This is a genomic window from Clostridium sp. (assembly GCF_029267215.1).
In the GTDB taxonomy this organism is placed as follows: domain Bacteria; phylum Bacillota; class Clostridia; order Clostridiales; family Clostridiaceae; genus Sarcina.
This window is the reverse complement of sequence record NZ_JARIDH010000002.1, coordinates 1-21,895: the sequence shown is the minus strand read 5'-3', so window position 1 is coordinate 21,895 and position 21,895 is coordinate 1. Positions and strand designations below refer to the sequence as shown.

The window sequence follows — 21,895 nt, the reverse complement described above, 5'->3', positions numbered from 1 at the left end:
CATTCTACGATACCTGGTAAGCTTGCCTTGAAAGTTTGAGCTCTTCTTGAATCTCTTTTTGCTCTGAACGTTTTTCTAGCTGGATTTCCCATTGTTACACCTCCTTATTACTTAAACAAGTCCATTAACTTTGCCATTCTTAAGTCAATTTCTTCATTGTCACATTGGCATGTTTCTTTATTTAAATCAATACCACACTTTTGACAAAGCCCCTTACAGTCTATGCTGCAAAGTCTTTTTATAGGTAAGGTTGAAATTACGTTTTCTACTACCGCTTCAGCAACATCTAATTCGTCACCTTCTACATAAGCAATAGAATCATCTTCTTGATTTGAATTATTTGTAAACTTCTCATCCATATCTATTGATACTTCATAAGAGAAATTTGTTAAGCATCTTGAACATTTCATTTGAAGTTCCCCAGTAATATTACCTAATAACTCTATAAAAGACTCACTAGATATAACTTCACCAGTAAAATGTAGAGGCTTTAAAACCTTCATATTTTCGCCTTCAAATTCAAAGCTTTTTACATCTTCAAGAACAAAATCTAAAGATTTTCTTCTTTCTCTTTTTGAGCATAATTCTGAAAATATTAATTTCATAATATTCGTAGTTATATAACTACTTTCACGCTCCTTAATATAAGATATGCATCGCTCATTCCTGAACAACACATATCCTATTATATTAATTACCTATTTAAAAGTCAAGTATTTTATGATTATTTACTTACAATACTTACTGTATCTTTTGCTATCATTAATTCTTCGTTAGTTGGAACTACGAAAAGTTTAATTTTTGAACCTTCTTTGCTTATCTCAGAAACTTTAGCTCTTATGTTGTTTCTCTCTTCATCTAACTCTATTCCTAAGAATTCTAAGTTTCTACAGATTGCTCCTCTTTCGATGATTGAGTTTTCTCCAACACCTGCAGTAAATACTACTACATCGCATCCATTCATCTCTGCAATGTATGAACCTATATATTTTTTAACTGTATTTCTGAATAAATCTAAAGCAACCTGTGCTTGTTTACTTCCTTTTTCAGCAGCAGCTTCAACATCTCTAAAATCACTACTTACTCCTGAAACTCCAAATATTCCTGATTTTTTGTTCATTAATGTATTTACTTCTTGAGCAGTATATCCTAATTCATCTATTAAATATGTAACTACAGCTGGATCTATACTTCCACATCTAGTACCCATTACTAATCCTTCAAGCGGAGTGAATCCCATAGTAGTATCTACACATACTCCATTTTGTATAGCAGCTATACTTGCCCCATTTCCTAAGTGACAAGTTATTATTTTTAAATCTTCTATATTTTTACCCATTGCTTCTGCAACTTTAGCTGAAACATATTTATGTGAAGTTCCGTGGAATCCATATTTTCTTATATGTTCTTTTTCATATAATTCATATGGTAAAGCATACATGAATGCTTTATCTGGCATTGTTTGATGGAATGCTGTATCAAATACAACTACCATTGGAACTGTTGGCATTAAGACTTTACAAGCATTTATTCCTATTATGTTTGCTGGATTGTGAAGTGGAGCTAATTTAGCACATTCTTCTAAATCTTTCATTACTTCATCAGTAACTAAAGCTGATGCTGAATATTTTTCCCCACCATGAACAACTCTATGTCCTATAGCATTTATTTCATCTAATGATTTTATAACACCATGTTTTTCATCAACAAGAGCACCTAAAACTAATTTTATTGCATCTTGATGATCTTTCATAGTTTCTACTATTTCATATTTATCTTTACCCTCGACTTTTTGAGTTAAATTAGCACCTTCTAATCCAATTCTTTCTACTAATCCAGTTGCTAAAGCTTCTTCATTTTTCATATCTATTAATTGATATTTTAATGATGAGCTTCCGCAGTTTATAACTAATACGTTCATTACAAAATCCTCCTAGTTAAACTCAGCTTATTAAGCTTAATTCATATTGATTTTATCCATTTATATAAATTTTAATCACTTAATTTTTATATAATTATTTAGTTGCTTGTGCTTGAACAGCAGTTATTGCAACAACGTTAACTATATCTTCTGAACTACATCCTCTTGAAAGGTCGTTTATCGGTTTAGCAAAACCTTGACAAACTGGTCCAATAGCTTCTGCATTTGCAAATCTTTGAACTAATTTGTATCCTATGTTTCCTGCTTGTAGGTCTGGGAATACTAAAACATTAGCTTTTCCTGCTACTTTACTATTTGGAGCTTTTTGTGATGCAACTTTTCCAACGATAGCAGCATCTAATTGTAATTCACCATCTATATCTAAATCAGGTCTTAATTCTTTAGCTTTCTCTGTTGCAACTCTAACCTTAGTTACTAACTCATGATCAGCACTTCCCATGGTTGAGAAAGAAAGCATTGCAACTTTAGGATCCATTTTGCAAAGATTTTTTGCAGTATCTGCAGTAGCTATTGCTATGGCTGCTAGTTGATCTGAATTTGGATTTGGATTAACAGCACAGTCTGAGAATAATAACATTCCACTCTCACCATATTTTGATCCTGGTACCATCATTATAAAGAAACTTGATACAACTGATACTCCTGGAGCAGTTTTTATTATTTGAAGACCTGGTCTTAAAAGATCTCCTGTAGTATGAACAGCACCTGATACCATACCATCAGCATCATCCATTTTAACCATCATTGTTCCGAAGTATAGAGGGTCTCTTACGATTTTCCCAGCTTTCTCTAGTGTCATACCTTTAGCTTTTCTTAATTCGTAAAATTCATTTACGTACTTATCTAAATTATCTGAAGTTTCAGGATCAACTACGTTTATTCCATCTAAGTTTACTCCTAATTTTTCAGCTTTCTCTCTTATTACTTTTTCTGAACCTACTAGGTATATGTCAGCAAGTCCTTCTTCTTTTATTTTTTGTGATGCAATAAGTGTTCTCTCCTCATCACCTTCTGGAAGTACTATCTTTTTTGTATTATTTTTAGCACTTTCCCATATTTGTTTCATAAGTTCCATGTTCATTTCTCCTTTCAAGTCAAAGCAGATATTACGTATAATATACATATAATACTATACTCCTATACTAATATATTTTTCAACATATAACAAATAAAAAAAACGGTATCAGTATTTTTTGTTATATTAAAAATTATCTGAATTTTCAAATATTTTTAATTTCTTTATTATTTTTTGCTATTAATGTATTATAATTTTATCAATCTAAAAAAAGTGGTGATTTACATGAATATAACTGGAATAATAACCGAATATAATCCATTTCATTTAGGACATGAACTCCACCTAAAAAATTCAAAAAAAATAACAAATTGTGATGGAGTAATTTGTGTAATGAGTGGAAACTTTGTACAAAGAGGACTGCCTGCCTTAACAGATAAATGGACTAGAACAAAAATGGCATTGGAAGCTGGTGTTGATTTAGTTGTTGAACTTCCTGCAATTTATGCAACATCTTCAGCAGAATTTTTCTCTTTTGGTGCTGTTTCTTTACTTAATTCATTAAATGTTGTGGATAACCTATGTTTTGGCTCAGAATCAGGGAATATAGATTTAATAAAAAAACTTAGTGAAATTATTGTCAATGAACCTCCTAAATTCAAAGAATATTTAAGAGATTTTCTAAGCGAAGGACTTCCTTTTCCTAAAGCTAGAAGTCAATCCTTAATTAAATATTTAAATGAAAGTGAAAATAAAATCTCTCTTAATAACCTAGAAAAAGTATTAAATTCTTCTAATAATATACTTGCTATTGAATATTGTAAAAGCCTTTATAAACTTAATAGTAAAATAAAACCTTTTACCATTAAAAGACATGGTGCTGATTACAATAATGAAGAACTTTCAAAAAACGAAATAGCTTCTGCATCAGCTATTAGAAAAAGTATTTATTCTTCCAATATAGAGGAGAGCTTAGAGTTCATGCCTAAATACGCCTCTGAAATATTAAAAAGTGCTTCATTTAGCGATTTAAATAAGATGTTTGAACTTATTAAATATAAAATTATAAGCAATCCATCTATACTAAGAAATATTCCTGAAGCTTCTGAGGGAATAGATAATAAGATAATTCAAAACATAGGAAAGGCAAATTCTTTAGATGAGCTTATAAATCTATGTAAAAGCAAACGTTATTCTTATACAAGACTTAATAGAATTTTATGCCATGTTCTTTTATGTGTAGACGAAGAGATTCTATCATTAAGAAAGACTCCTCCTACCTACCTTAGAATACTAGGTTTTAACAAAAAAGGAAGAGAAATAATTAAGGAAATAAAGAATAATTCTAATATAAATATTGTTAATAAATTATCAAAAACTAAACCTGATTCCATGCTAAACTTTGATATAAAAGCTACTAATATATATAGTCTTTTAAATGAAAAGGTAAAAATTAATAGTGATTTCTTAAATAGTCCTATTATTTTTTAGATAACAATAATATTATTATAGTTAAGAAAATATAAATACTATATGTGATTTCGTTAAAGGAGGAAACCATGTATAGTATTTTATTTTTACTAATAATAGTACTAATTATAATATTAATTAAATTATTAAATCTAAAAAGTAACATTATTATATCTATTCTTCTTAGTTTAACTGTAATATATTTTAGTATTAACCCTAGACTTTCAATGGAAGCCTCTTTATCAGGTGCTAAGTTATTTGTTAATTCTATTTTTCCAACAATGTTTCCATTTATGGTTATATGTAATATGATAATAAATTTAGATGGAATAAAACTATATTCTAAATTATTAGGCCCAATAATTTGTAAGCCTTTAGGTTTGAGTAATCCCTGTAGTTTTGCAATAATAGCGAGCTTTCTATGTGGTTATCCTTTAGGTGCTAAATACTCTACAGATTTATATAAGAAAGGACTTATAAACAAGCATGAATTTTCTAGACTTATTAATATAGCCTCAAATATTGGTCCATTATTTTTAATTGGTGCTGTAGGAACAGCTATGTTAAATAATTCAACCTTAGGATATCTTCTTTTAATACCTAGCTATCTTTCTACAGTAGTTATAGGAATCCTAACTAAAAATAAAAAAAGAGAGCATATGTCTAGCCCTCTTCCTAATAAGGAAACCACAAATTCAAACCCATCTTCAAATATTGGAGAGATTATAAAAAAATCAATAGAAGATGCAACTTTAAACATCCTTGTTCTATGTGGTTACGTAATTATTTTTTCAGTTATGATAAGCATGACTAAAACAATATTCCTAGATACAGGCATACTGTCTGATTTATGTTTATTGTTAAATATTCCTTCAGATATTTTTAATGGGCTATTTCTAGGTAGTATAGAAGTTACAAATGGTTGTAATATAATTACTTCAAGTAACCTTCAAACAATCACTAAACTTTGCTTGATAGCTTTCTTAAGTTCCTTTGGAGGTTTATCCATAATTACTCAGACATATTCATTCTTTTACAAAGAAAATATTTCTTTAACAAAATACTTTCTTTATAAAGTATTGCAAGGAATAATCGCTTTTGTAATAATGTTTTTTACTTACTTAATATTTAAAAATAATATACCTGTTTTTCTTATAGAAGGCAGTTTCTTTATAAGTATTTCTCCATTATTACTAATTATAGGAATCACTTTATTATTAGCATTAATATACAAACTATTATTCGCCTCTTAATTCCTTAATATTACTTCTAATTTCATAAGTTGTTTTATCTAAATCTTCAGTAAATCCCATAGCAAACTTTTCCATATTATTCTTCATATGATCTAAGAATATTTCTCTTTTATTTGCTATTTCATTTTCAAGTTGAGATAAAACTTCATCAGCATATTCCCTTGAGCCTAGTCTTATAGTTTTTGCTTGTCTTTGTGCATTAGCTATGATTTCCTGGGCTCTTAATTCTGCTTCCTTGACTATGTTATGATTATCTATTCTTTTTTGCATCATATCATAAGTTTCTTGTTTTACACTTTCATTTTCTTTTCTAGCTTCAGCTAATATTCTTTCTTTCTCACTTAAAACCCACTGTGCTTTTTTTATTTCGTCTGGAAGGCAATTAGTTATTTCATCTATAAGTTCAAGAACCTCTTTCCTATCAACAACAACCTTTCCAGTTATAGGTACCTTTGAAGCATTTTCTATATTTGATCTTAAATAATCTAAAAGATCCATAACTCCTGAATCTCTATTCATAATTACTCCTCCATTCTCAATAATTTAATCCTTTCTTCTAAGTCTTCAACTATCTCTTTGGGAACAAAGTTTTTAACCTCTCCCTTGAAAGATGCAACTTGCTTTATTGCAGATGAACTAATATATGAATAACTTGGACTAGTAACCATAAACATTGTTTCAACCTCATTTGATAGTTCTCTATTCATAAGTGCCATCTGAAACTCATATTCAAAGTCAGTAACAGACCTTAGTCCTTTTATTATTACATCTGCTTTCTCTTCTCTCATAAAATCAATTAAAAGACCTTTAAAACTTTTAACTTCTACATTATCATGTTTTGCAACACACTTTTCTATAAGATTAACCCTTTCTTCTATAGAAAACATACCTTTTTTATTTATGTTTATAAGAACAGCCACTATGACCTTATCAAATTTACTTGCTGCTCTTTCAATAAGGTCTAAGTGTCCTTTAGTAATAGGGTCAAAACTTCCAGGATAAACCCCTATTCTCATTTTAGTCCTCCTTTATTCTATAAAGACAAACTGTTGTATTACCATATTTTTTAACTCTAGTAAGTTTTATATTTTCAGTTCCTTCAAATATTTCTTCTGCAGAATCTATTTTAGTAACTATTAATCCATCTTCTTGAAGCAAATTCTTTTCGTCAACTATTTGCATAGCTTCTGGAATAAGATTTTTCATATATGGAGGATCTATAAATATTAAATCAAATACTTTTCCTCTTGAGGCTAAACTTCTAAGAGCAGAATAAGCATCTGTATTTAAAGCATGACAAAAATCTCCGAATCCTAGATTTTCAATATTTTTCTTTAGAACAGGGAATGTTACTGGACTCTTATCAACTAGATAGCATTCTGATGCTCCTCTACTTGCAGCTTCTAATCCTAAACTTCCTGTTCCAGCAAATACATCTATAGTGACTGCTTCTGGAATATCCCATTGAATCATACTAAAAATTGATTCTTTCACTCTATCTAATGTTGGTCTTGTTTCATATGTTGGTGGAGATAAAATTTTTCTCCCTTTTGCTTTTCCTGCTATTATTCTCATTTTAAATATCCTCCTTTGATTTTCCTTAATTATTTTATCACATTAGTAGTTTTTGAACAATTTACTAATTAAAACAAATATATTTACTATTTCTCTCTATACCTCTCATTATTTCTTGGCAAAGTTTTTCATTTTCTTTATTTATGTTATTAACTATAAACTTAGCCTCTTTATTTGCACACTTTAGTATTTTAATATCATGAGCTACATTAGCCAATATAAAGCCCTCATCCCCATGCTGTCTCATTCCAAATACTTCACCTGAACCTCTAAGCTTTAAATCTTCCTCCGCTATATAAAATCCATCAGAACTCTCTGTCATTATTTCCATTCTTCTTCTAGTAATTTCATTTTTAGTATTTGCAATTAATATGCAAGAAGATTTATGTTCTCCTCTTCCTACTCTTCCTCTAAGTTGATGAAGCTGTGCTAGCCCAAATCTTTCTGCATTCTCTATAATCATAATCGTAGCATTTGGTACATTAACCCCAACTTCTATAACTGTTGTAGATATTATACCTTTTATTTCCCCTTTTTTAAAGTTATTTATTATCTCTTCTTTATCTTTTCCACTCATTTTTCCATGTAATATTTCTATATTAACATCTCTAAAAATACCATTTTTAAGTTCTTCATATATCTTCTCTACAGAATTTAATTTAAGATTTTCATTTTCCTCTATTAATGGGGATACTATATAAAACTGTCTTCCCTTTTGAACTTCCTTTAATGCAAAATTATAAGCTTTCATTCTTTGATTCATATCAATCAAAATAGTGTCTATAGGTTTTCTTCCTGGTGGAAGCTCATCAATTATAGAAATATCTAAATCACTATAAAGATAAAGTGAAAGTGTTCTTGGAATTGGTGTTGCAGTCATAACTAAAACATCTGAACGCTTATTTTTATTTATAAGTTTACTTCTCTGCTCAACTCCAAATCTATGTTGTTCATCTGTTACAACCAAACCTAAGTTATTAAGTTCCACATCATCTTGTATAAGTGCATGTGTTCCTATTAACATAATTTCTTTTCCACTAGCTATCTTTTCCTTTATTCTTCTCTTTTCTTTTTCTTTTGTACTTCCTGTTAAAAGCTCTATATCAACAGAAAACTTACCTAAATGTTTTTTAGCCTCTTCATAATGCTGATTTGCTAGTATTTCTGTTGGAGCCATTAAAACTGTTTGATATCCATTCATATAAACATTAAACATTGATACTAAAGCAACTAAGGTTTTTCCTGATCCAACATCTCCTTGAACAAGTCTATTCATTGCTACATTTCTTTTTTGATCTCTCAATATTTCTCTAAGAGTTCTAGATTGCGCATTAGTGAGTGTATAAGGAAGAGACTCTTTTAAATCCTTAAGAAGAGGACTCATCTTAAATTCTATACCACTATTTTCTTTCTTTATATGCGCTTTCATCATAATAACCTTTAATGAGTAAGTAAATAACTCTTGAAATTTCAATCTATTTATAGCCCTTTGTAATTCTTCTCTTCCTTCTGGAAAGTGAATACTTCTTATAGCTTTATCTAAAGATGTTAATCTATATTTCTCAACAATATTTTTAGGAAGATTTTCTTTAATAATCATATTTTTTAATATCTCATTTATAACTTTAACTATTATCTTATTTGTTAAATCATTTTTCAATGGATATATAGGTAATATCTCACTCTTATTTGCTTCCTTACAAGGAATAAGAGGATTTATAACTTCTAAATTATTTCCAACCTTTTTAAATTTACCCATAAGATTATATTCTTTTCCCAATGCAAAATTCTTTTTTATATAAGGTTGATTAAACCATTTACCTACAACTTTCAAGTTATTATACGTAAAATTTATTGAAGTTAATATTTTTCCATTTCTAGTTCTCATAGAAGTTCCATAACTTTGAACCTTACATTTTAATATAGCCTTCTCATCTTTGCTATTGTTCTTAAAATCCACTTCCCCATTTAAAAACTCATAATCTCTTGGAAAATATAAAAGCAAATCTAAAACTGTGAATATTCCACTCTTATTAAATTTTTCTTTTAACTTAGGTCCTACACCTTTTATAAATCCTATATCATCATAAATATTAATAAAACTCTCCTCCCTCCTATTATAAACATGAAAAATTAAGGGATTATAACTATATTCACTATAGCTATAACCCCAAATAAGAATATATTCTTATTAATTTTAAAAAACTTATTATTCAACTGACATTATGAAGTAATATAGTGGTTGTTCTCCGTTGTAACATTGAACATCTAAATCTTCATACTTATCTTCTAAGGCTTCAACTAAAGCATCAACCTTCTCTTCATCACAGTCTTTACCATAGAATATAGTAATTAGCTCTGAATCTTCATCAACTAAAGAATCTATTAATTCTTCAGCAACTTTATATGGATCTTCTCCAACTTCTTTTATCTTACCTTCAACTAATCCTAAGATATTTCCTTCTTTGATTTCTTTCCCATCAATTTCAGTATCTCTAACAGCATATGTTACAGAAGTTGTTTTAACCATTTCCATAACTTCTTTTAATTCTTCAACATTTTCCTCAACATCAGCCTCTGGATTAAACATAGTTATACAAGTAATTCCTTGAGGAATTGTTTTTGTAGGTATAACTCTTATATCCTTGTCTGATATTTCAGCAGCTTGATTAGCTGCCATAATTATATTTTTATTATTAGGTAAAATGAATATATGCTCAGCATTTAATTTCTCTATTGCTGCAATCATATCTTGAGTACTTGGATTCATAGTTTGACCACCTTCTATAACATAGTCAACTCCTAAATCTTTAAATATGTTCTTCATACCTTCACCCATAGCTACTGATATAAATGCATATTTTTTAAATTCACTAACTGCAGCACTTTCTTCTGCTTTTGAATATTCTTCGCTCATACCCTCAAGCATTTCTCTATGTTCTTCTCTCATGTTATCTATTTTAATCTTAGAAAGTTCTCCAAACTTAACAGCCTCTTCAAGAACACTTCCTGGATTATTAGTATGAATATGAACCTTTATAACATCCTCATATCCAACAACAACTAAAGAATCACCTTTTTCTATAACCTTAGCTTTAAAATCTTCTGCCTTAGTTGCATCACCTAAGATTATGAACTCAGTACAATATCCAAACTTGATATCAGCCTCGCTCATAGCTTCGCTTCTTTTAGTTTCTAAAACTTTATTAGTAGAGGCCTTAGGTTTTTCTGTAGTTACTTTTAAATCATTTTCTAAAGCTTCTTTCATTCCTTGAAGAATTATTAATAATCCCATTCCACCTGAATCAACAACTTTAGCTTTCTTTAATGCTGGTAACATTTCTGGTGTTTTATCAAGCATTATCTTACTTTCTTTACAAACTTCTCTCATTAGTTCAGTAATATCTTCTTCTTTTAAAGCTACTGCGACTTCTCCAGCTGTTCTTACTATTGTAAGTATCGTTCCTTCAGTTGGTCTCATTACAGCTTTGTAAGCTGACTTACTTCCTTCTAAAAGAGCATTTGAAAATTCTCCTGCATCAACTTCTTCTTTACCTTCTAGACCTTTTGAAATGCCTCTAAGTATTTGTGAAAGAATAACTCCTGAATTACCTCTAGCCCCCATAAGTGCTCCCTTAGCTAACTTCTTAGATACATCTCCAATGTTAGTGCTATTCATTCCTTCTATTTCCTTAACCGCAGCCCTAAACGTCATAGACATATTTGTTCCTGTATCTCCATCTGGAACTGGGAAAACATTAAGTGAGTTTACATATTCACTTTGTAACTCTAACTTAGTTGCTGCATTACTCATCATATAATACAAGTGTTCCCCATTTATTTTATTAAATTTCATTCTATTTTACCTCCTAGACTCTAACCGCTTGAACATTTACTGTTATGCTAGATACCTTAAGCCCAGTATAATTTTCAACATTATACTTAACTTTTTGAATTATATTGTTTGCTATTACAGATATTTTTGTACCATACTCTACCATAACAAATACTTCTATTGTTAACTTATTACTTTTATTATCTATCTTTACGCCTTTTGTTAAATTTTCTATTCTCATTAATTCCCAAAGTCCTTCTGTAGCACTTTTAGAAACCATTCCAACTACTCCATAGCACTCCATTGTTGATAGTCCAACTATTTTTGCTAATACATCATCAGTGTAAGATACATTTCCATATTCATTTGAATATCCAACCATAGCGATTCCTCCTCAACTATTACATATACTATATTCTATATTAAATGTATTGATTATTCAAGAACTATATAATATGTCAACATAAATTTAAAGATTTATTTTTAATATTATACTTGCATAATCCCTATATCTTATGATAGAATATTATCTGTCCTATTGAAGATTTTATCTTCATTTTAAAGGAGGTGTTTTTAATGGCAAGAAGATGCGAGATTTGTAACAAAGGAGTTGTTGCTGGAACACAATACAGCCACTCTCATAGACAATCAAAGAGAACTTGGGCTCCTAACATAAAAAAGGTTAAAGCAATAGTTAAGGGAACACCAAAAACTGTTCACGTTTGTACAAGATGCTTAAGATCTGGAAAAGTTCAAAGAGCTATATAAGAAATCTTTGGCAAAAATGCAGTTATTAGACTGCATTTTTATTTTGCATAAAAATAAGGGATAAGCAATGCTTACCCCTTATTTTTTTCCATCTTATGTATTAGATTTTTTATTACCTTTAAACACTCTAACTATTTTAGCCAAGAATTTAGGTAATTTAATAGTCATTATTCTCATAAACACTCTCCTACCTTTTAAATTATTATATTTGTATTTTATGCAGAAGAAACTTAAACTGTGTTTAATCTCTTGAATATATAACTAAAACCTCTCCCTCATCAAAGGATATCTCCATATATTCATCAATAAACTCATTAGAAACACATAACGAATCTCCTATTAAAAGTTTATGATTATAAAGAGGATATTTAGAACTTTTTATAGAAAAATTGTTAACTGGATTTCCAAAAGCTTGAAATGATATGAAATCTCCAAAATCATTTTTTAATTTACATGATTTATTCTTAAGCATAATTTTATTGTTATTATCAATAATATATGTCTCTATTCCTTTTTCTAAGGCACATCTTAAAAGTCCAAAATTTGCAAGAACATGATCAAGCCTAGTCCCAGTAACTCCTAAAAGCACAATTTCTGTTGCTCCTAAATCAACAGCTTTCTCAAAAGCTATTTCAGTATCAGTGCTATCTTTTTCAGGATTAAATTTCTCTACATTTAAATCTTTTAAATATTTCTTAAATTCTTCATCAATAGAGTCAAAATCACCTAATGCATAATCAGGTTTCATTCCATTTATAATAAATGTTTCAACCCCCTTATCTGCAGCTATTAAAACATCACTCTTTTTGACTTCACTCTCTAATAACTCTTTATTTGGTTTTTGTCCTCCAGCTATTATAAGTGCTCTCATATTATAAAGCCTCTCTTAAAAACTTTATATTTTCTTCTATTTTATCTTCTTTAAATATGGCTGATCCAGCAACTAATACATTAGCCCCAGCCTCTACTATTTCTTTAATATTATTTGAACCTACTCCTCCATCAACTTGGATTAGTAAGTCTTCTCTTCCATAAGCCTTAGCCATTTCCTTAACTTCTCTTATTTTATCTAGACTATACGGTATAAAACTTTGTCCTCCAAAACCTGGATTAACAGACATAATTAATACCATATCCAATGAAGGTATTAAATTTTGTAACATTGAAACTGGAGTTCCTGGATTTAAAGCTATACCTGCCTTACATCCTTTACTTTTTATATAGTTTATTGTTCTATCTATGTGTCTATCTGCTTCGTAATGAATAGTTATTAAATCTGCTCCTGAATTTATAAACTCATCTACATATTTTCCTGGTTCCTCTATCATTAAATGAACATCAAATACTAAGTTGCTAATTCCTCTTATAGCCTTCATTATAGGGAATCCAAAGCTTATATTTGGTACAAAGTGTCCATCCATAACATCTATATGTAAAAATTCTGCTCCTCCTTTTTCTACTCTCTTAACTTGTTCTCCTAAAATGCTGAAATCTGCTGATAATATTGATGGTGCTATTTTAACCATTAATTACCCCTCCTATTTAATATATCTTCTAATGTTTTTATATAAAATTCATATCTTAGCTTGTTTATTTTCCCCTCTTCTACTGCCTCTTTTACTGCACATTTAGGTTCTTTATAATGGTTACATCCATTAAACTTACAAAGGTTGTTATAATCATTAAACTCTGGGAAGCAGTATTTAAGAGACTCTCTATCTATGAAAGTTACATCTAAAGTAGTAAAACCTGGAGTATCTACTAAATACCCATTATCTACGTCTATAAGTTCACTATGTCTAGTTGTATGCTTTCCTCTACCTATCTTTTCACTTACTGAACCTGTTTCCATATGTTCTCTATCTATAAATGAATTTAAAAGTGTAGATTTTCCTGCACCTGACGGACCACAAAGAACTGTTATATTATTTTCTAATCTTTCCTTAAGGTCATCAAATCCTTTTCCTTCCTTGGCATTTATAAATAGAACCTCATATCCTATGTCATTTATTATACTCTTTAATTCCTCTTTCTCTTCTTCTGTACATAAATCCTCTTTGTTAAGACATACAACAGCATGTATATCATTATATTCACAAAGCGTTAAAAATCTATTTAATAAATCTAAGTTTATATCTGGATTTTTTATTGCAAATACCACAAAAGCTTGTGTTACATTTGCAACTGTAGGTCTTATAAGCTCTGAACTTCTTTCATGAATTTCCTCTATTACACCTTTTCCTTTTTCAACTTTTATAGTAACTCTATCTCCAACCATAGGTTTTAATGAGTTATATCTAAATTTACCTCTAGCCTTACACTCAACAATCCCCTCTTCAGTTTTAATATAATAGAACCCACCTATTCCTTTGATTATAATTCCTTCCATATTTCCTCCGTATCTTTTTATTGTATATTCTTATAATAAACAAATTTTAATATAAAATGCAAGAAGCTTAAGGTTTAATTCCTTAAGCTTCTTCTTAAAAACTATGCTTTTTTCTTTCCATTTCCGGGTTGTATTACAAAATTACTAGCTGTTGATTTGTTTTCTTTAGCTTCTTTTTGTTTATCTTTATTTTCAGTTTTTTTATCTTTATCTTCTGGTTTTGTTTCTGGTTTTGTTTCTGGTTTTGTTTCTGGTTCTACTGGCTTTTCTTCTATAGTAACATTTACTGAACCACCTTCTTCAACCTCTGATTGACTTACTGATTTGATTTTATCATTTTCATTTTCACTTAATCCATTTAAAGTAATTTTATTTTTTTCAGCCCAAGCTTTCGCTTGACTTACAGTCATTCCAACTAACTCACTTGCATTATGCTTAGGTTTAACATAATCACCGTAATAAGTTATTGTGACAGTAGTTCCTTCCTTAACTTCATATCCTGGTGCAGGATCTTGTTTATAAACCTTACCTGCATCTTCAGCATTTTTAGCCGGATCACCTTTAACTACATTAACCTTAAAATTTAAGCTTTCTAATTTAGATTTAGCTTGATCTAAAGTACTTCCTGATAATTCTGGCACCTTAGAAACTTTTATTTCTGCCCCTTTACTTATAACAACATTGACACTTGAATCCTTCTCAACCTCTGTATCAGCATATGGTTTCTGAGTAATTACTTGTCCTCTAGCAACATTATTATTATATTCATAAGTAACATTACCTAATTTTAAATCAATAGTACTTAATGTATCTCTAACAGAATCTAGATTCATTCCTTCAAAGTTAGGAACTTTAACTTGGCTTACTCCACCACTTATAGTTAATTTAACTTCGCTACCTTTTTTAACCTCTGTTGATGGTGATGGGTTAATATTAAGTACTAATCCTTTTTCTTGATCACTTTCTTCAGTAACTTCTAAAACTTTAAGTCCTAAAGATTCCAGTTGAGCCTTAGCATCATCAGCTTTTGCACCAACTACATTAGGAATGCTTATATTATTACTATTTTCAGCAAACTTTTTCATTCCTAAATATCCTAAAGATATTCCAACTACTATCACCAAAATAGTTCCTATTATTATTAATGGAATAGAGTTTTTTTTCTTTCTATTTTTACTTTGGTTTAAATTTCTTCTATTTTGATCTTCTAGATTTTTTTCTTTTCTACCAAAAGATGATTTTTCTTCTTCCTCATAATCATCATCTTCTTCATCTTCCTCATAATCATCTTCTTCAAACTTATTAATAGGATTTATGTCATTTAAATCTGAAATATTAACCGGAGACATTACCCTAGTAAACTGTTCTTCCTCTTCTGATGATTTTGATGATATTACAATATCAGGATTATTTTTTATTTTTTCTAAATCATTTATCATTTCTCTAGCTGTTTGATATCTATTAACAGCATCTTTTTCCATTGCTTTTAATATCAAGTCATTTAAGCTATTAGGAATACTTACATTTATATTTTTAGGAGGTATTGCCTTCTCTTGTATATGCTTAACAGCAACCGTTACAGGAGAATCACCATTAAAAGGAACAACCCCTGTTACCATCTCATATAAAACAATTCCTAATGAATATAAGTCAGTTCTATAATCAGTATAAGTTCCCTTAGCTTGTTCTGGAGAAAAGTAATGTGCAGATCCCATAACACTATTAGTATGAGCTATTGTTGATGAATCCATAGACTTAGCTATTCCAAAATCAGTTACTTTAACAACACCTTCATCTGTAACTAAAATATTCTGGGGTTTAACATCTCTATGTATAATACCATTTTTATGAGCACATTCTAAAGCCTTTCCCACCTTTATTGCTATATTTATAGCAACTTCATAAGGTAATGCACCTTTTTCGTTAATAATATCCTTTAAAGTTCTGCCTTCTATATACTCCATAACAATATAATTTTTATCATCCTGTGTTCCAACATCCAATACATTTACAACGTTCGGATTAGATAAATTAGCAATCGCAGTAGCTTCTTGTTTGAATTTTTTAACAACCTCTTCGTTATTTATAAACTCATCTTTCAATATTTTAACAGCTACAAATCTATTTAACTTTCTACATTTAGCTTTATAGACAAATGACATTCCGCCTTCACCTACACGCTCAAGTAACTCGTACCTATTCCCTAAGATTTTACCTATCATCTTATTTCTCTCCTCCAAAAACTAATACGGTAATATTATCTCTTCCTCCTCTTTCTTTAGCTATTTCAACTAATTCCTTGCATGATTTATCAAAGTCTTCAGATTTTATTACTTCTTTCCAAATTTCTTCTTCTTCAACGTCATTTATTAATCCATCAGTACAAAGTAAATATGCTTTATATTCATTTCTACTTAACTTAAATATATCAACGTCAACTTTAGAATTTGTACCTATAGCCCTAGTTATTATATTCTTTCTTGGGTGATTTTTAGCTTCACCCTCTGTAATACATCCACTATCTACAAGTTCTTGTACTAAGGAATGATCTTTAGTTATTTTTTTTATACCATTTTCATTAATTCCAAAACAAGCACTATCGCCAACATTTGCAACATATACTATATCCTTAAGTTCTAATATAGCAGTTATTGTGGTTCCCATTCCTGATAATCCAGTGCTTTCTTGGCTCATACTATATATTTTTGAATTAGCATATAATATAGCTTCTTCTAATAGATTATCTAAAGACATATTCCCATAGTTTTCTCTTATAAAACAAATAATACTTTCAACAGCTCTCTTACTAGCTACTTCTCCAGCATTATGTCCTCCCATTCCATCTCCCACAACATATATGGAAAACTCATTTTCTTTGCTATAAGATAAAAAATCCTCATTTAACTCTCTTACATTACCTTTGTCTGTTAAAAATCCTAACATACTATTTCCCCCTATAGCTCTAACCCTTTTGACTTTATATAACTTCTTCTTAATTGTCCACAAGCAGCATTTATATCTGAACCCATCTCTCTTCTTATAGTAGCTTCTACTCCATAAGATTTAAGAGTATTTAGGAATGCTTCAATATCTTTTTTACTTGATTTTTTAAATTCATTTTCCTTAATTTCATTTACTGGAATTAAGTTAACATGACAAAGCATTCCTTTTAATAATCTTCCCAAACTCTTAGCATCCTCTTTAGTATCATTTACTCCACTAACTAGAGAATACTCAAAAGTTATTCTTCTACCTGTTTTTTCAACATAACAATTACAAGCATCTAATATCTCACTTATTGAATACTTATTAGCTATTGGCATTATTGTTCTTCTTTTTTCATCTGAAACAGCATGTAATGATATTGCTAGAGTAACCTGCATTTCCTTATCTGCCATTTCACGTATTTTAGGAACAAGTCCACAAGTTGATATCGTTATATGCCTTTGACCTATGTTTAATCCATAGTCAGCATTTACAAGTTCTAAAAACTTCATAACATTATCATAGTTATCAAGTGGCTCTCCACTTCCCATTAATACTATATTAGATATTCTTTCACCTAATAGTTTCTGTCCAATTAATACTTCTGATAATATTTCACCAGGAGTTAAATTTCTAACCATTCCTTCTAGTGTTGATGCACAGAACTTACATCCCATTCTACAACCAATTTGTGTGGAAACACAAATTGAATTACCATACTTATATCTCATAATAACACATTCAATTATGTTTCCATCACTTAGTCCTAAAAGAATTTTTTTAGTTCCATCTTCACCAGATGATAAAGAATCTATTACTTCTGGAATACCTATATAAAAATTTTCTGAAAGTTTGCTAATAAGAGACTTTGATATATTTTTCATATTTTCAAATTCAAATACTTCTTTTTTATATATCCAATCAAATGTTTGCTTAGCTCTAAAAGCACTCTCTCCATTATCTTTCATCCAAGTTTTTAACTCTTCTAATGTAAAATCTAAGATGTTCTTCATATAGTCTCACCTTCCATATTCATTTATCATTTGCTCACTTATTTTGTTTTTTTCTTAAGCTTAGCAATGAAGAATCCATCCATATATTTATTAGGTAAAATTGTAACACTTCCATTTTCATTATATATTACATTATCAGCCTTACCTAAGAATACTTTCTCAACTTCACAATCTGAATTTCTTTCTGCGAACCAATCTATAACTTCTTCATTTTCTTTTTTATTTAATGTACAAGTAGAGTAAACTAATTCTCCACCCTCTCTTAAATAATTCCAAGCATTCTTTAATATTTCTTTTTGAACCTTAACAACTTCTGTTAAGTCGTTATTTTTCTTATTCCATTTTATTTCTGGTTTCTTTCTTATAATTCCAAGCCCTGAACATGGAACATCTAATAATATTCTATCAGCCCAGTTTATATACTTAGAATTTATTTTTGTAGCATCTCCTAATTCAACCTCAACATTAGTTAAACCAAGTCTATCTACATTTTCTTGTATTAAAGCTAACTTATGATCATGTATATCAAAAGCTACAACTTTACCATTATTCATCATTAATTCTGCAATATGAGTTGCTTTAGTTCCTGGTGCACTACATACATCCATAACTTTTTCATTTCCCTCTAAATCAAATAAAGGAGCAACTAACATAGCACTTTCATCTTGAACTGTGATTAATCCTTCTTGATAAAGTTTGTTTTTCTCTATTGCACTACCTTTTTTAATAATTATAGCATCAGGTGAAAATGCACCTTCTTCTATATCATATCCTTCTTCTTCAAGTTTTTCGTAAACTTCATCATACTCAGCTTTAAAACCATTCACTCTTACTGTTACATATGGAACAGTATTTAATCCTCTAAGTATTCTTAAAGCATCCTCTTTTCCATATTGTTTTATGAACATCTCTATCATCCATCTATCGAAGGAGAAATCATAGCATAAAGCTTCATTATTTCTTAATCCAACCTTAAAGTTTTTATTTTCATTTCTTAAATAGTTTCTTAAAACCCCATTTACAAACTTACTTAGGTTTGGAGCTTTCTCTTTTGTTAAGTTAACAGCTTCATTAACTATTGCATATGGAGGTACTCTATCTAAAAATTTCATCTGATATATTGCACTTCTTAATATATTAATTATACTTCCATCTATTTTACCAATATCAGCTACAAAATTTGAAAGAATTATATCTATCATCTTTTTGTATTTTATAGTTCCATAAACAACCTCTGTTATTAACCCTTTATCTTTAGTATCTATTTCATTCATTGCGAATTGTTTATTTATTTCTATATTTGAATATGCTCCATTTGATAAAACATTATCTAATATTTCAACTATTATTTTTCTTGCATTCATACTCTAACCTCTAATCATTTGAATTTCTATTGCTTATAGCTATAAGTCTTACTAATTGTAATATAGCCATAAGTGTTGCTGCAACATATGTTAATGCCGCTGCACTTAACACCTCTTTAGCTCCTTTAATCTCATTTTCATAAAGTATGCCTCTAGCATCTAAAAGTTTTAAAGCTCTTGAAGAAGCATTAAATTCTACTGGTAATGTTATTAATTGGAATAATACTACTAAAGAAAATAATATTATACCAATATTAACTAAAGTTGGATAACTAAATAATATTCCAACAAAGAATATTATCCATGATAAACTTGAAGCAAAATTTACAACTGGTACTATTTTATTTCTAAAAATTAAGGCTTGATAAGATTCTTTATCTTGTATAGCATGCCCTACTTCATGAGCCGCTACTCCTATAGAAGCTACTGATGTACTTCCATATACATCATATGATAATCTTAAAACCTTAGCCACAGGATCATAATGATCACTTAATCTTCCTGGAACTTGTTGAATTTCAACATTCCAAAGACCTGCATCATTTAAAAGAATTCTAGCAACCTGTGCACCAGTATATCCATTTGTACTTCTTATCCCGCTGAACTTATTAAAAGTACTTGAAACTTTAAACTGCGCCCAAGCAGATATTAAAATAGCTGGTATAAGAATTAAATATGTTGGATCAATACCATAATACGGATAAAACATTTAACTCACCCTCTAAAATTATTTTAGTACAGTTCCTATCTCCAAAGAATTTCCATTTATAAATTGCTCTACAAATAGCTGTTTACTATTTGGAAATTGCAGTTTTTCAATAACTAATATATCTTTTCCTGTCGAAACTTTTATACCAGTTTTATCTACTGATAAAATAGTTCCTGCTTCTTTATTGCTATCACCCTTTTCAACACGAGTTTGATGAACTTTCATAGTTATATCATTATATGAAGTTAATGCAACAGGCCATGGATTTAATCCTCTAACTAAGTTATGAATTTCCTGAGCAGATAAACTCCAATCTATCTTAGCTATTTCTTTATTAAGCATTGATGCATAACAAGTTTCTTCATCATTTTGCTTTTCTGGAGTTATTTCATTATTAACTATACCATATATAGTCTTAACTAATAAATCTCCTCCTCTTTCCATTAAGATATCATGTAATTCTCCTGCAGTCATGGTATCTGTTATTTCAACTTCATCCTTTAATAACATATCACCAGTATCAAGACCTACATCCATAAGCATAGTTGTATTTCCTGTTACCTTTTCACCTTTGATTATACTCCAATTTAAAGGAGCTGCACCCCTGAATTTTGGAAGTAATGAAGCATGCAAGTTTATACATCCAAACTTAGGAATATCTAACACTTCCTTAGGTAATATTTGACCAAAAGCAACTACTATTATGAAATCTGGTTCCATATTTTTTAGTTTTTCTATTGTTTCTGGTTCATTTTTTATTCTTAAAGGTTGGTAAACTGGTATGTTATGCTCTAAAGCAACCTCCTTAACAGGTGACATACCTAACTTCTTTCCTCTTCCCTTTGGTCTATCTGGCTGAGTAAATACTGCCTCAACACCAAATTCTTTTATTAAACTTTTAAGTGATGGAACAGCAAAATCTGGTGTTCCCATAAATACTATCTTCACGCTTTATTCCTCCTAAGTCTTAAACTTCATGATCTATGAAAAGTACTCCATATAAATGATCATTTTCATGTTGAATAGCTCTTGCTAAGAATCCTTCTGCCTCTAACTCAAACTCTTCACCCTCAATATTTAAGGCTTTAACCTTTATTTTGTTTGCTCTCTTAACAGGTTTATGTCTTCCTGGTAAACTTAAGCAACCTTCTTCATCGGTTTGCTCTCCACTCATTTCTAATATTTCTGGATTTATGAAAACTCTAGCACCTTCTCCATCCATAACATCAATAACAAATAGTTTCTTTAGTATTCCAACCTGTGGTGCTGCTAATCCAACCCCATTATTATCATACATAGTTTCTATCATATCATTTATTAAAGTTTTTATTCTAGGGTTAATATAATCAACCACTCTACAATTCTTTCTTAGTATTTCATCATCATTGAATCTTAAGTTTCTTATTGCCAAAATAGTTTCCTCCCTTACATCAAGCTATTAGGATTTATGTCTAAACCAATCTTAATCTCATTATAAACATCTTTAGATAATTCATAAACCCCTTTTTTTATTTTATGACACACATTAGTATCAAGATTTCCCTTAATCAATATTTGCCACCTGTAAATATTCTTTA

At 29.6% G+C, this 21,895-nt stretch carries 24 protein-coding genes; 3 read left to right on the top strand and 21 right to left on the bottom strand.

Annotated elements, in window-relative coordinates; all coding sequences use genetic code 11:
* The 4 genes from rpmF to pta all read right to left on the bottom strand — a co-directional run.
* Window positions 1-92: 50S ribosomal protein L32 (rpmF, locus tag Q1K13_RS00130; RefSeq protein ID WP_300346401.1), on the bottom strand; the 92-nt coding region annotated here is incomplete at its 3' end.
* 15 nt (window positions 93-107) lie between these two features.
* The gene (locus Q1K13_RS00125) at window positions 108-674 is read right to left on the bottom strand and encodes a YceD family protein (protein WP_300346397.1); all 567 of its coding nucleotides are present in this window, start codon (window positions 672-674) and stop codon (window positions 108-110) included.
* A gap of 50 nt (window positions 675-724) precedes the next feature.
* Window positions 725-1,921 (bottom strand): acetate/propionate family kinase, encoded by a 1,197-nt coding sequence (locus Q1K13_RS00120; RefSeq protein WP_300346395.1) that lies wholly within the window; start codon window positions 1,919-1,921, stop codon window positions 725-727.
* 94 nt (window positions 1,922-2,015) lie between these two features.
* Window positions 2,016-3,017, bottom strand: a complete 1,002-nt coding sequence (gene pta, locus Q1K13_RS00115) for a phosphate acetyltransferase (RefSeq protein WP_300346392.1) — start codon at window positions 3,015-3,017, stop codon at window positions 2,016-2,018.
* A 225-nt stretch (window positions 3,018-3,242) separates the two neighbouring features.
* Here pta and Q1K13_RS00110 point away from each other — a divergent pair, with 225 nt between their 5' ends.
* Both Q1K13_RS00110 and ylbJ read left to right on the top strand, forming a co-directional pair.
* Complete coding sequence (locus Q1K13_RS00110) at window positions 3,243-4,448, top strand: nucleotidyltransferase (protein WP_300346390.1); 1,206 nt, start codon at window positions 3,243-3,245, stop codon at window positions 4,446-4,448.
* Between the two features lie 68 nt (window positions 4,449-4,516).
* Window positions 4,517-5,680, top strand: a complete 1,164-nt coding sequence (gene ylbJ / locus Q1K13_RS00105; RefSeq protein WP_300346388.1) for a sporulation integral membrane protein YlbJ — start codon at window positions 4,517-4,519, stop codon at window positions 5,678-5,680.
* Here ylbJ and Q1K13_RS00100 read toward each other — a convergent pair.
* The 6 genes from Q1K13_RS00100 to Q1K13_RS00075 all read right to left on the bottom strand — a co-directional run bounded on the left by Q1K13_RS00100 (window position 5,666) and on the right by Q1K13_RS00075 (window position 11,472).
* A complete protein-coding gene (locus Q1K13_RS00100) occupies window positions 5,666-6,199 on the bottom strand; it encodes an ATPase (RefSeq protein ID WP_300346386.1) in 534 nt (177 codons plus the stop codon). The two genes, ylbJ and Q1K13_RS00100, sit on opposite strands and share 15 nt — an antisense overlap.
* A gap of 2 nt (window positions 6,200-6,201) precedes the next feature.
* Entirely contained in the window at window positions 6,202-6,696 is a 495-nt protein-coding gene (gene coaD / locus Q1K13_RS00095; RefSeq protein WP_300346384.1) for a pantetheine-phosphate adenylyltransferase, read from the bottom strand.
* Window position 6,697: 1 nt separating this feature from the next.
* The gene (gene rsmD, locus Q1K13_RS00090; RefSeq protein WP_300346382.1) at window positions 6,698-7,255 is read right to left on the bottom strand and encodes a 16S rRNA (guanine(966)-N(2))-methyltransferase RsmD; all 558 of its coding nucleotides are present in this window, start codon (window positions 7,253-7,255) and stop codon (window positions 6,698-6,700) included.
* Window positions 7,256-7,319: 64 nt separating this feature from the next.
* Window positions 7,320-9,353 (bottom strand): ATP-dependent DNA helicase RecG, encoded by a 2,034-nt coding sequence (recG, locus tag Q1K13_RS00085; protein WP_300346399.1) that lies wholly within the window; start codon window positions 9,351-9,353, stop codon window positions 7,320-7,322.
* Between the two features lie 111 nt (window positions 9,354-9,464).
* Window positions 9,465-11,111 (bottom strand): DAK2 domain-containing protein, encoded by a 1,647-nt coding sequence (locus Q1K13_RS00080; protein ID WP_300346380.1) that lies wholly within the window; start codon window positions 11,109-11,111, stop codon window positions 9,465-9,467.
* Window positions 11,112-11,124: 13 nt separating this feature from the next.
* On the bottom strand, window positions 11,125-11,472 hold the full coding sequence (locus Q1K13_RS00075) for an Asp23/Gls24 family envelope stress response protein (RefSeq protein WP_300346378.1): 348 nt from the start codon (window positions 11,470-11,472) through the stop codon (window positions 11,125-11,127).
* A 194-nt stretch (window positions 11,473-11,666) separates the two neighbouring features.
* Between Q1K13_RS00075 and rpmB the strand changes: the two genes are divergently transcribed.
* Window positions 11,667-11,858: a 50S ribosomal protein L28 gene (gene rpmB, locus Q1K13_RS00070; protein ID WP_300346376.1), complete on the top strand. Its 192-nt coding sequence runs from the start codon at window positions 11,667-11,669 to the stop codon at window positions 11,856-11,858.
* Between the two features lie 93 nt (window positions 11,859-11,951).
* Here the strand turns inward: rpmB and spoVM are convergent, their stop codons facing one another.
* From spoVM to def, 11 genes are all read right to left on the bottom strand, one after another.
* Window positions 11,952-12,026 (bottom strand): stage V sporulation protein SpoVM, encoded by a 75-nt coding sequence (spoVM, locus tag Q1K13_RS13020; RefSeq protein ID WP_366522597.1) that lies wholly within the window; start codon window positions 12,024-12,026, stop codon window positions 11,952-11,954.
* A gap of 73 nt (window positions 12,027-12,099) precedes the next feature.
* Entirely contained in the window at window positions 12,100-12,729 is a 630-nt protein-coding gene (locus Q1K13_RS00065; RefSeq protein ID WP_300346374.1) for a thiamine diphosphokinase, read from the bottom strand.
* A 1-nt stretch (window position 12,730) separates the two neighbouring features.
* Window positions 12,731-13,384 carry a ribulose-phosphate 3-epimerase gene (gene rpe / locus Q1K13_RS00060; protein ID WP_300346372.1) on the bottom strand — a complete coding sequence of 218 codons (654 nt, stop codon included), beginning with the start codon at window positions 13,382-13,384 and terminating at the stop codon, window positions 12,731-12,733.
* Window positions 13,384-14,247, bottom strand: a complete 864-nt coding sequence (gene rsgA, locus Q1K13_RS00055) for a ribosome small subunit-dependent GTPase A (RefSeq protein WP_300346369.1) — start codon at window positions 14,245-14,247, stop codon at window positions 13,384-13,386. The genes rpe and rsgA overlap by 1 nt, the downstream gene beginning before the upstream one ends.
* A gap of 101 nt (window positions 14,248-14,348) precedes the next feature.
* A complete protein-coding gene (pknB, locus tag Q1K13_RS00050) occupies window positions 14,349-16,469 on the bottom strand; it encodes a Stk1 family PASTA domain-containing Ser/Thr kinase (RefSeq protein ID WP_300346367.1) in 2,121 nt (706 codons plus the stop codon).
* Between the two features lies 1 nt (window position 16,470).
* Window positions 16,471-17,190, bottom strand: a complete 720-nt coding sequence (locus tag Q1K13_RS00045) for a Stp1/IreP family PP2C-type Ser/Thr phosphatase (RefSeq protein WP_300346365.1) — start codon at window positions 17,188-17,190, stop codon at window positions 16,471-16,473.
* An 11-nt stretch (window positions 17,191-17,201) separates the two neighbouring features.
* A complete protein-coding gene (rlmN, locus tag Q1K13_RS00040) occupies window positions 17,202-18,245 on the bottom strand; it encodes a dual-specificity RNA methyltransferase RlmN (RefSeq protein WP_300346363.1) in 1,044 nt (347 codons plus the stop codon).
* A gap of 38 nt (window positions 18,246-18,283) precedes the next feature.
* Window positions 18,284-19,609: a 16S rRNA (cytosine(967)-C(5))-methyltransferase RsmB gene (gene rsmB, locus Q1K13_RS00035; RefSeq protein WP_300346360.1), complete on the bottom strand. Its 1,326-nt coding sequence runs from the start codon at window positions 19,607-19,609 to the stop codon at window positions 18,284-18,286.
* Window positions 19,610-19,619: 10 nt separating this feature from the next.
* On the bottom strand, window positions 19,620-20,318 hold the full coding sequence (locus tag Q1K13_RS00030) for a zinc metallopeptidase (protein ID WP_300346358.1): 699 nt from the start codon (window positions 20,316-20,318) through the stop codon (window positions 19,620-19,622).
* 18 nt (window positions 20,319-20,336) lie between these two features.
* Window positions 20,337-21,266 (bottom strand): methionyl-tRNA formyltransferase, encoded by a 930-nt coding sequence (gene fmt, locus Q1K13_RS00025; RefSeq protein WP_300346355.1) that lies wholly within the window; start codon window positions 21,264-21,266, stop codon window positions 20,337-20,339.
* A gap of 19 nt (window positions 21,267-21,285) precedes the next feature.
* Window positions 21,286-21,729: a peptide deformylase gene (gene def / locus Q1K13_RS00020; RefSeq protein WP_300346353.1), complete on the bottom strand. Its 444-nt coding sequence runs from the start codon at window positions 21,727-21,729 to the stop codon at window positions 21,286-21,288.
* Between the last annotated feature and the right edge of the window lie 166 nt (window positions 21,730-21,895).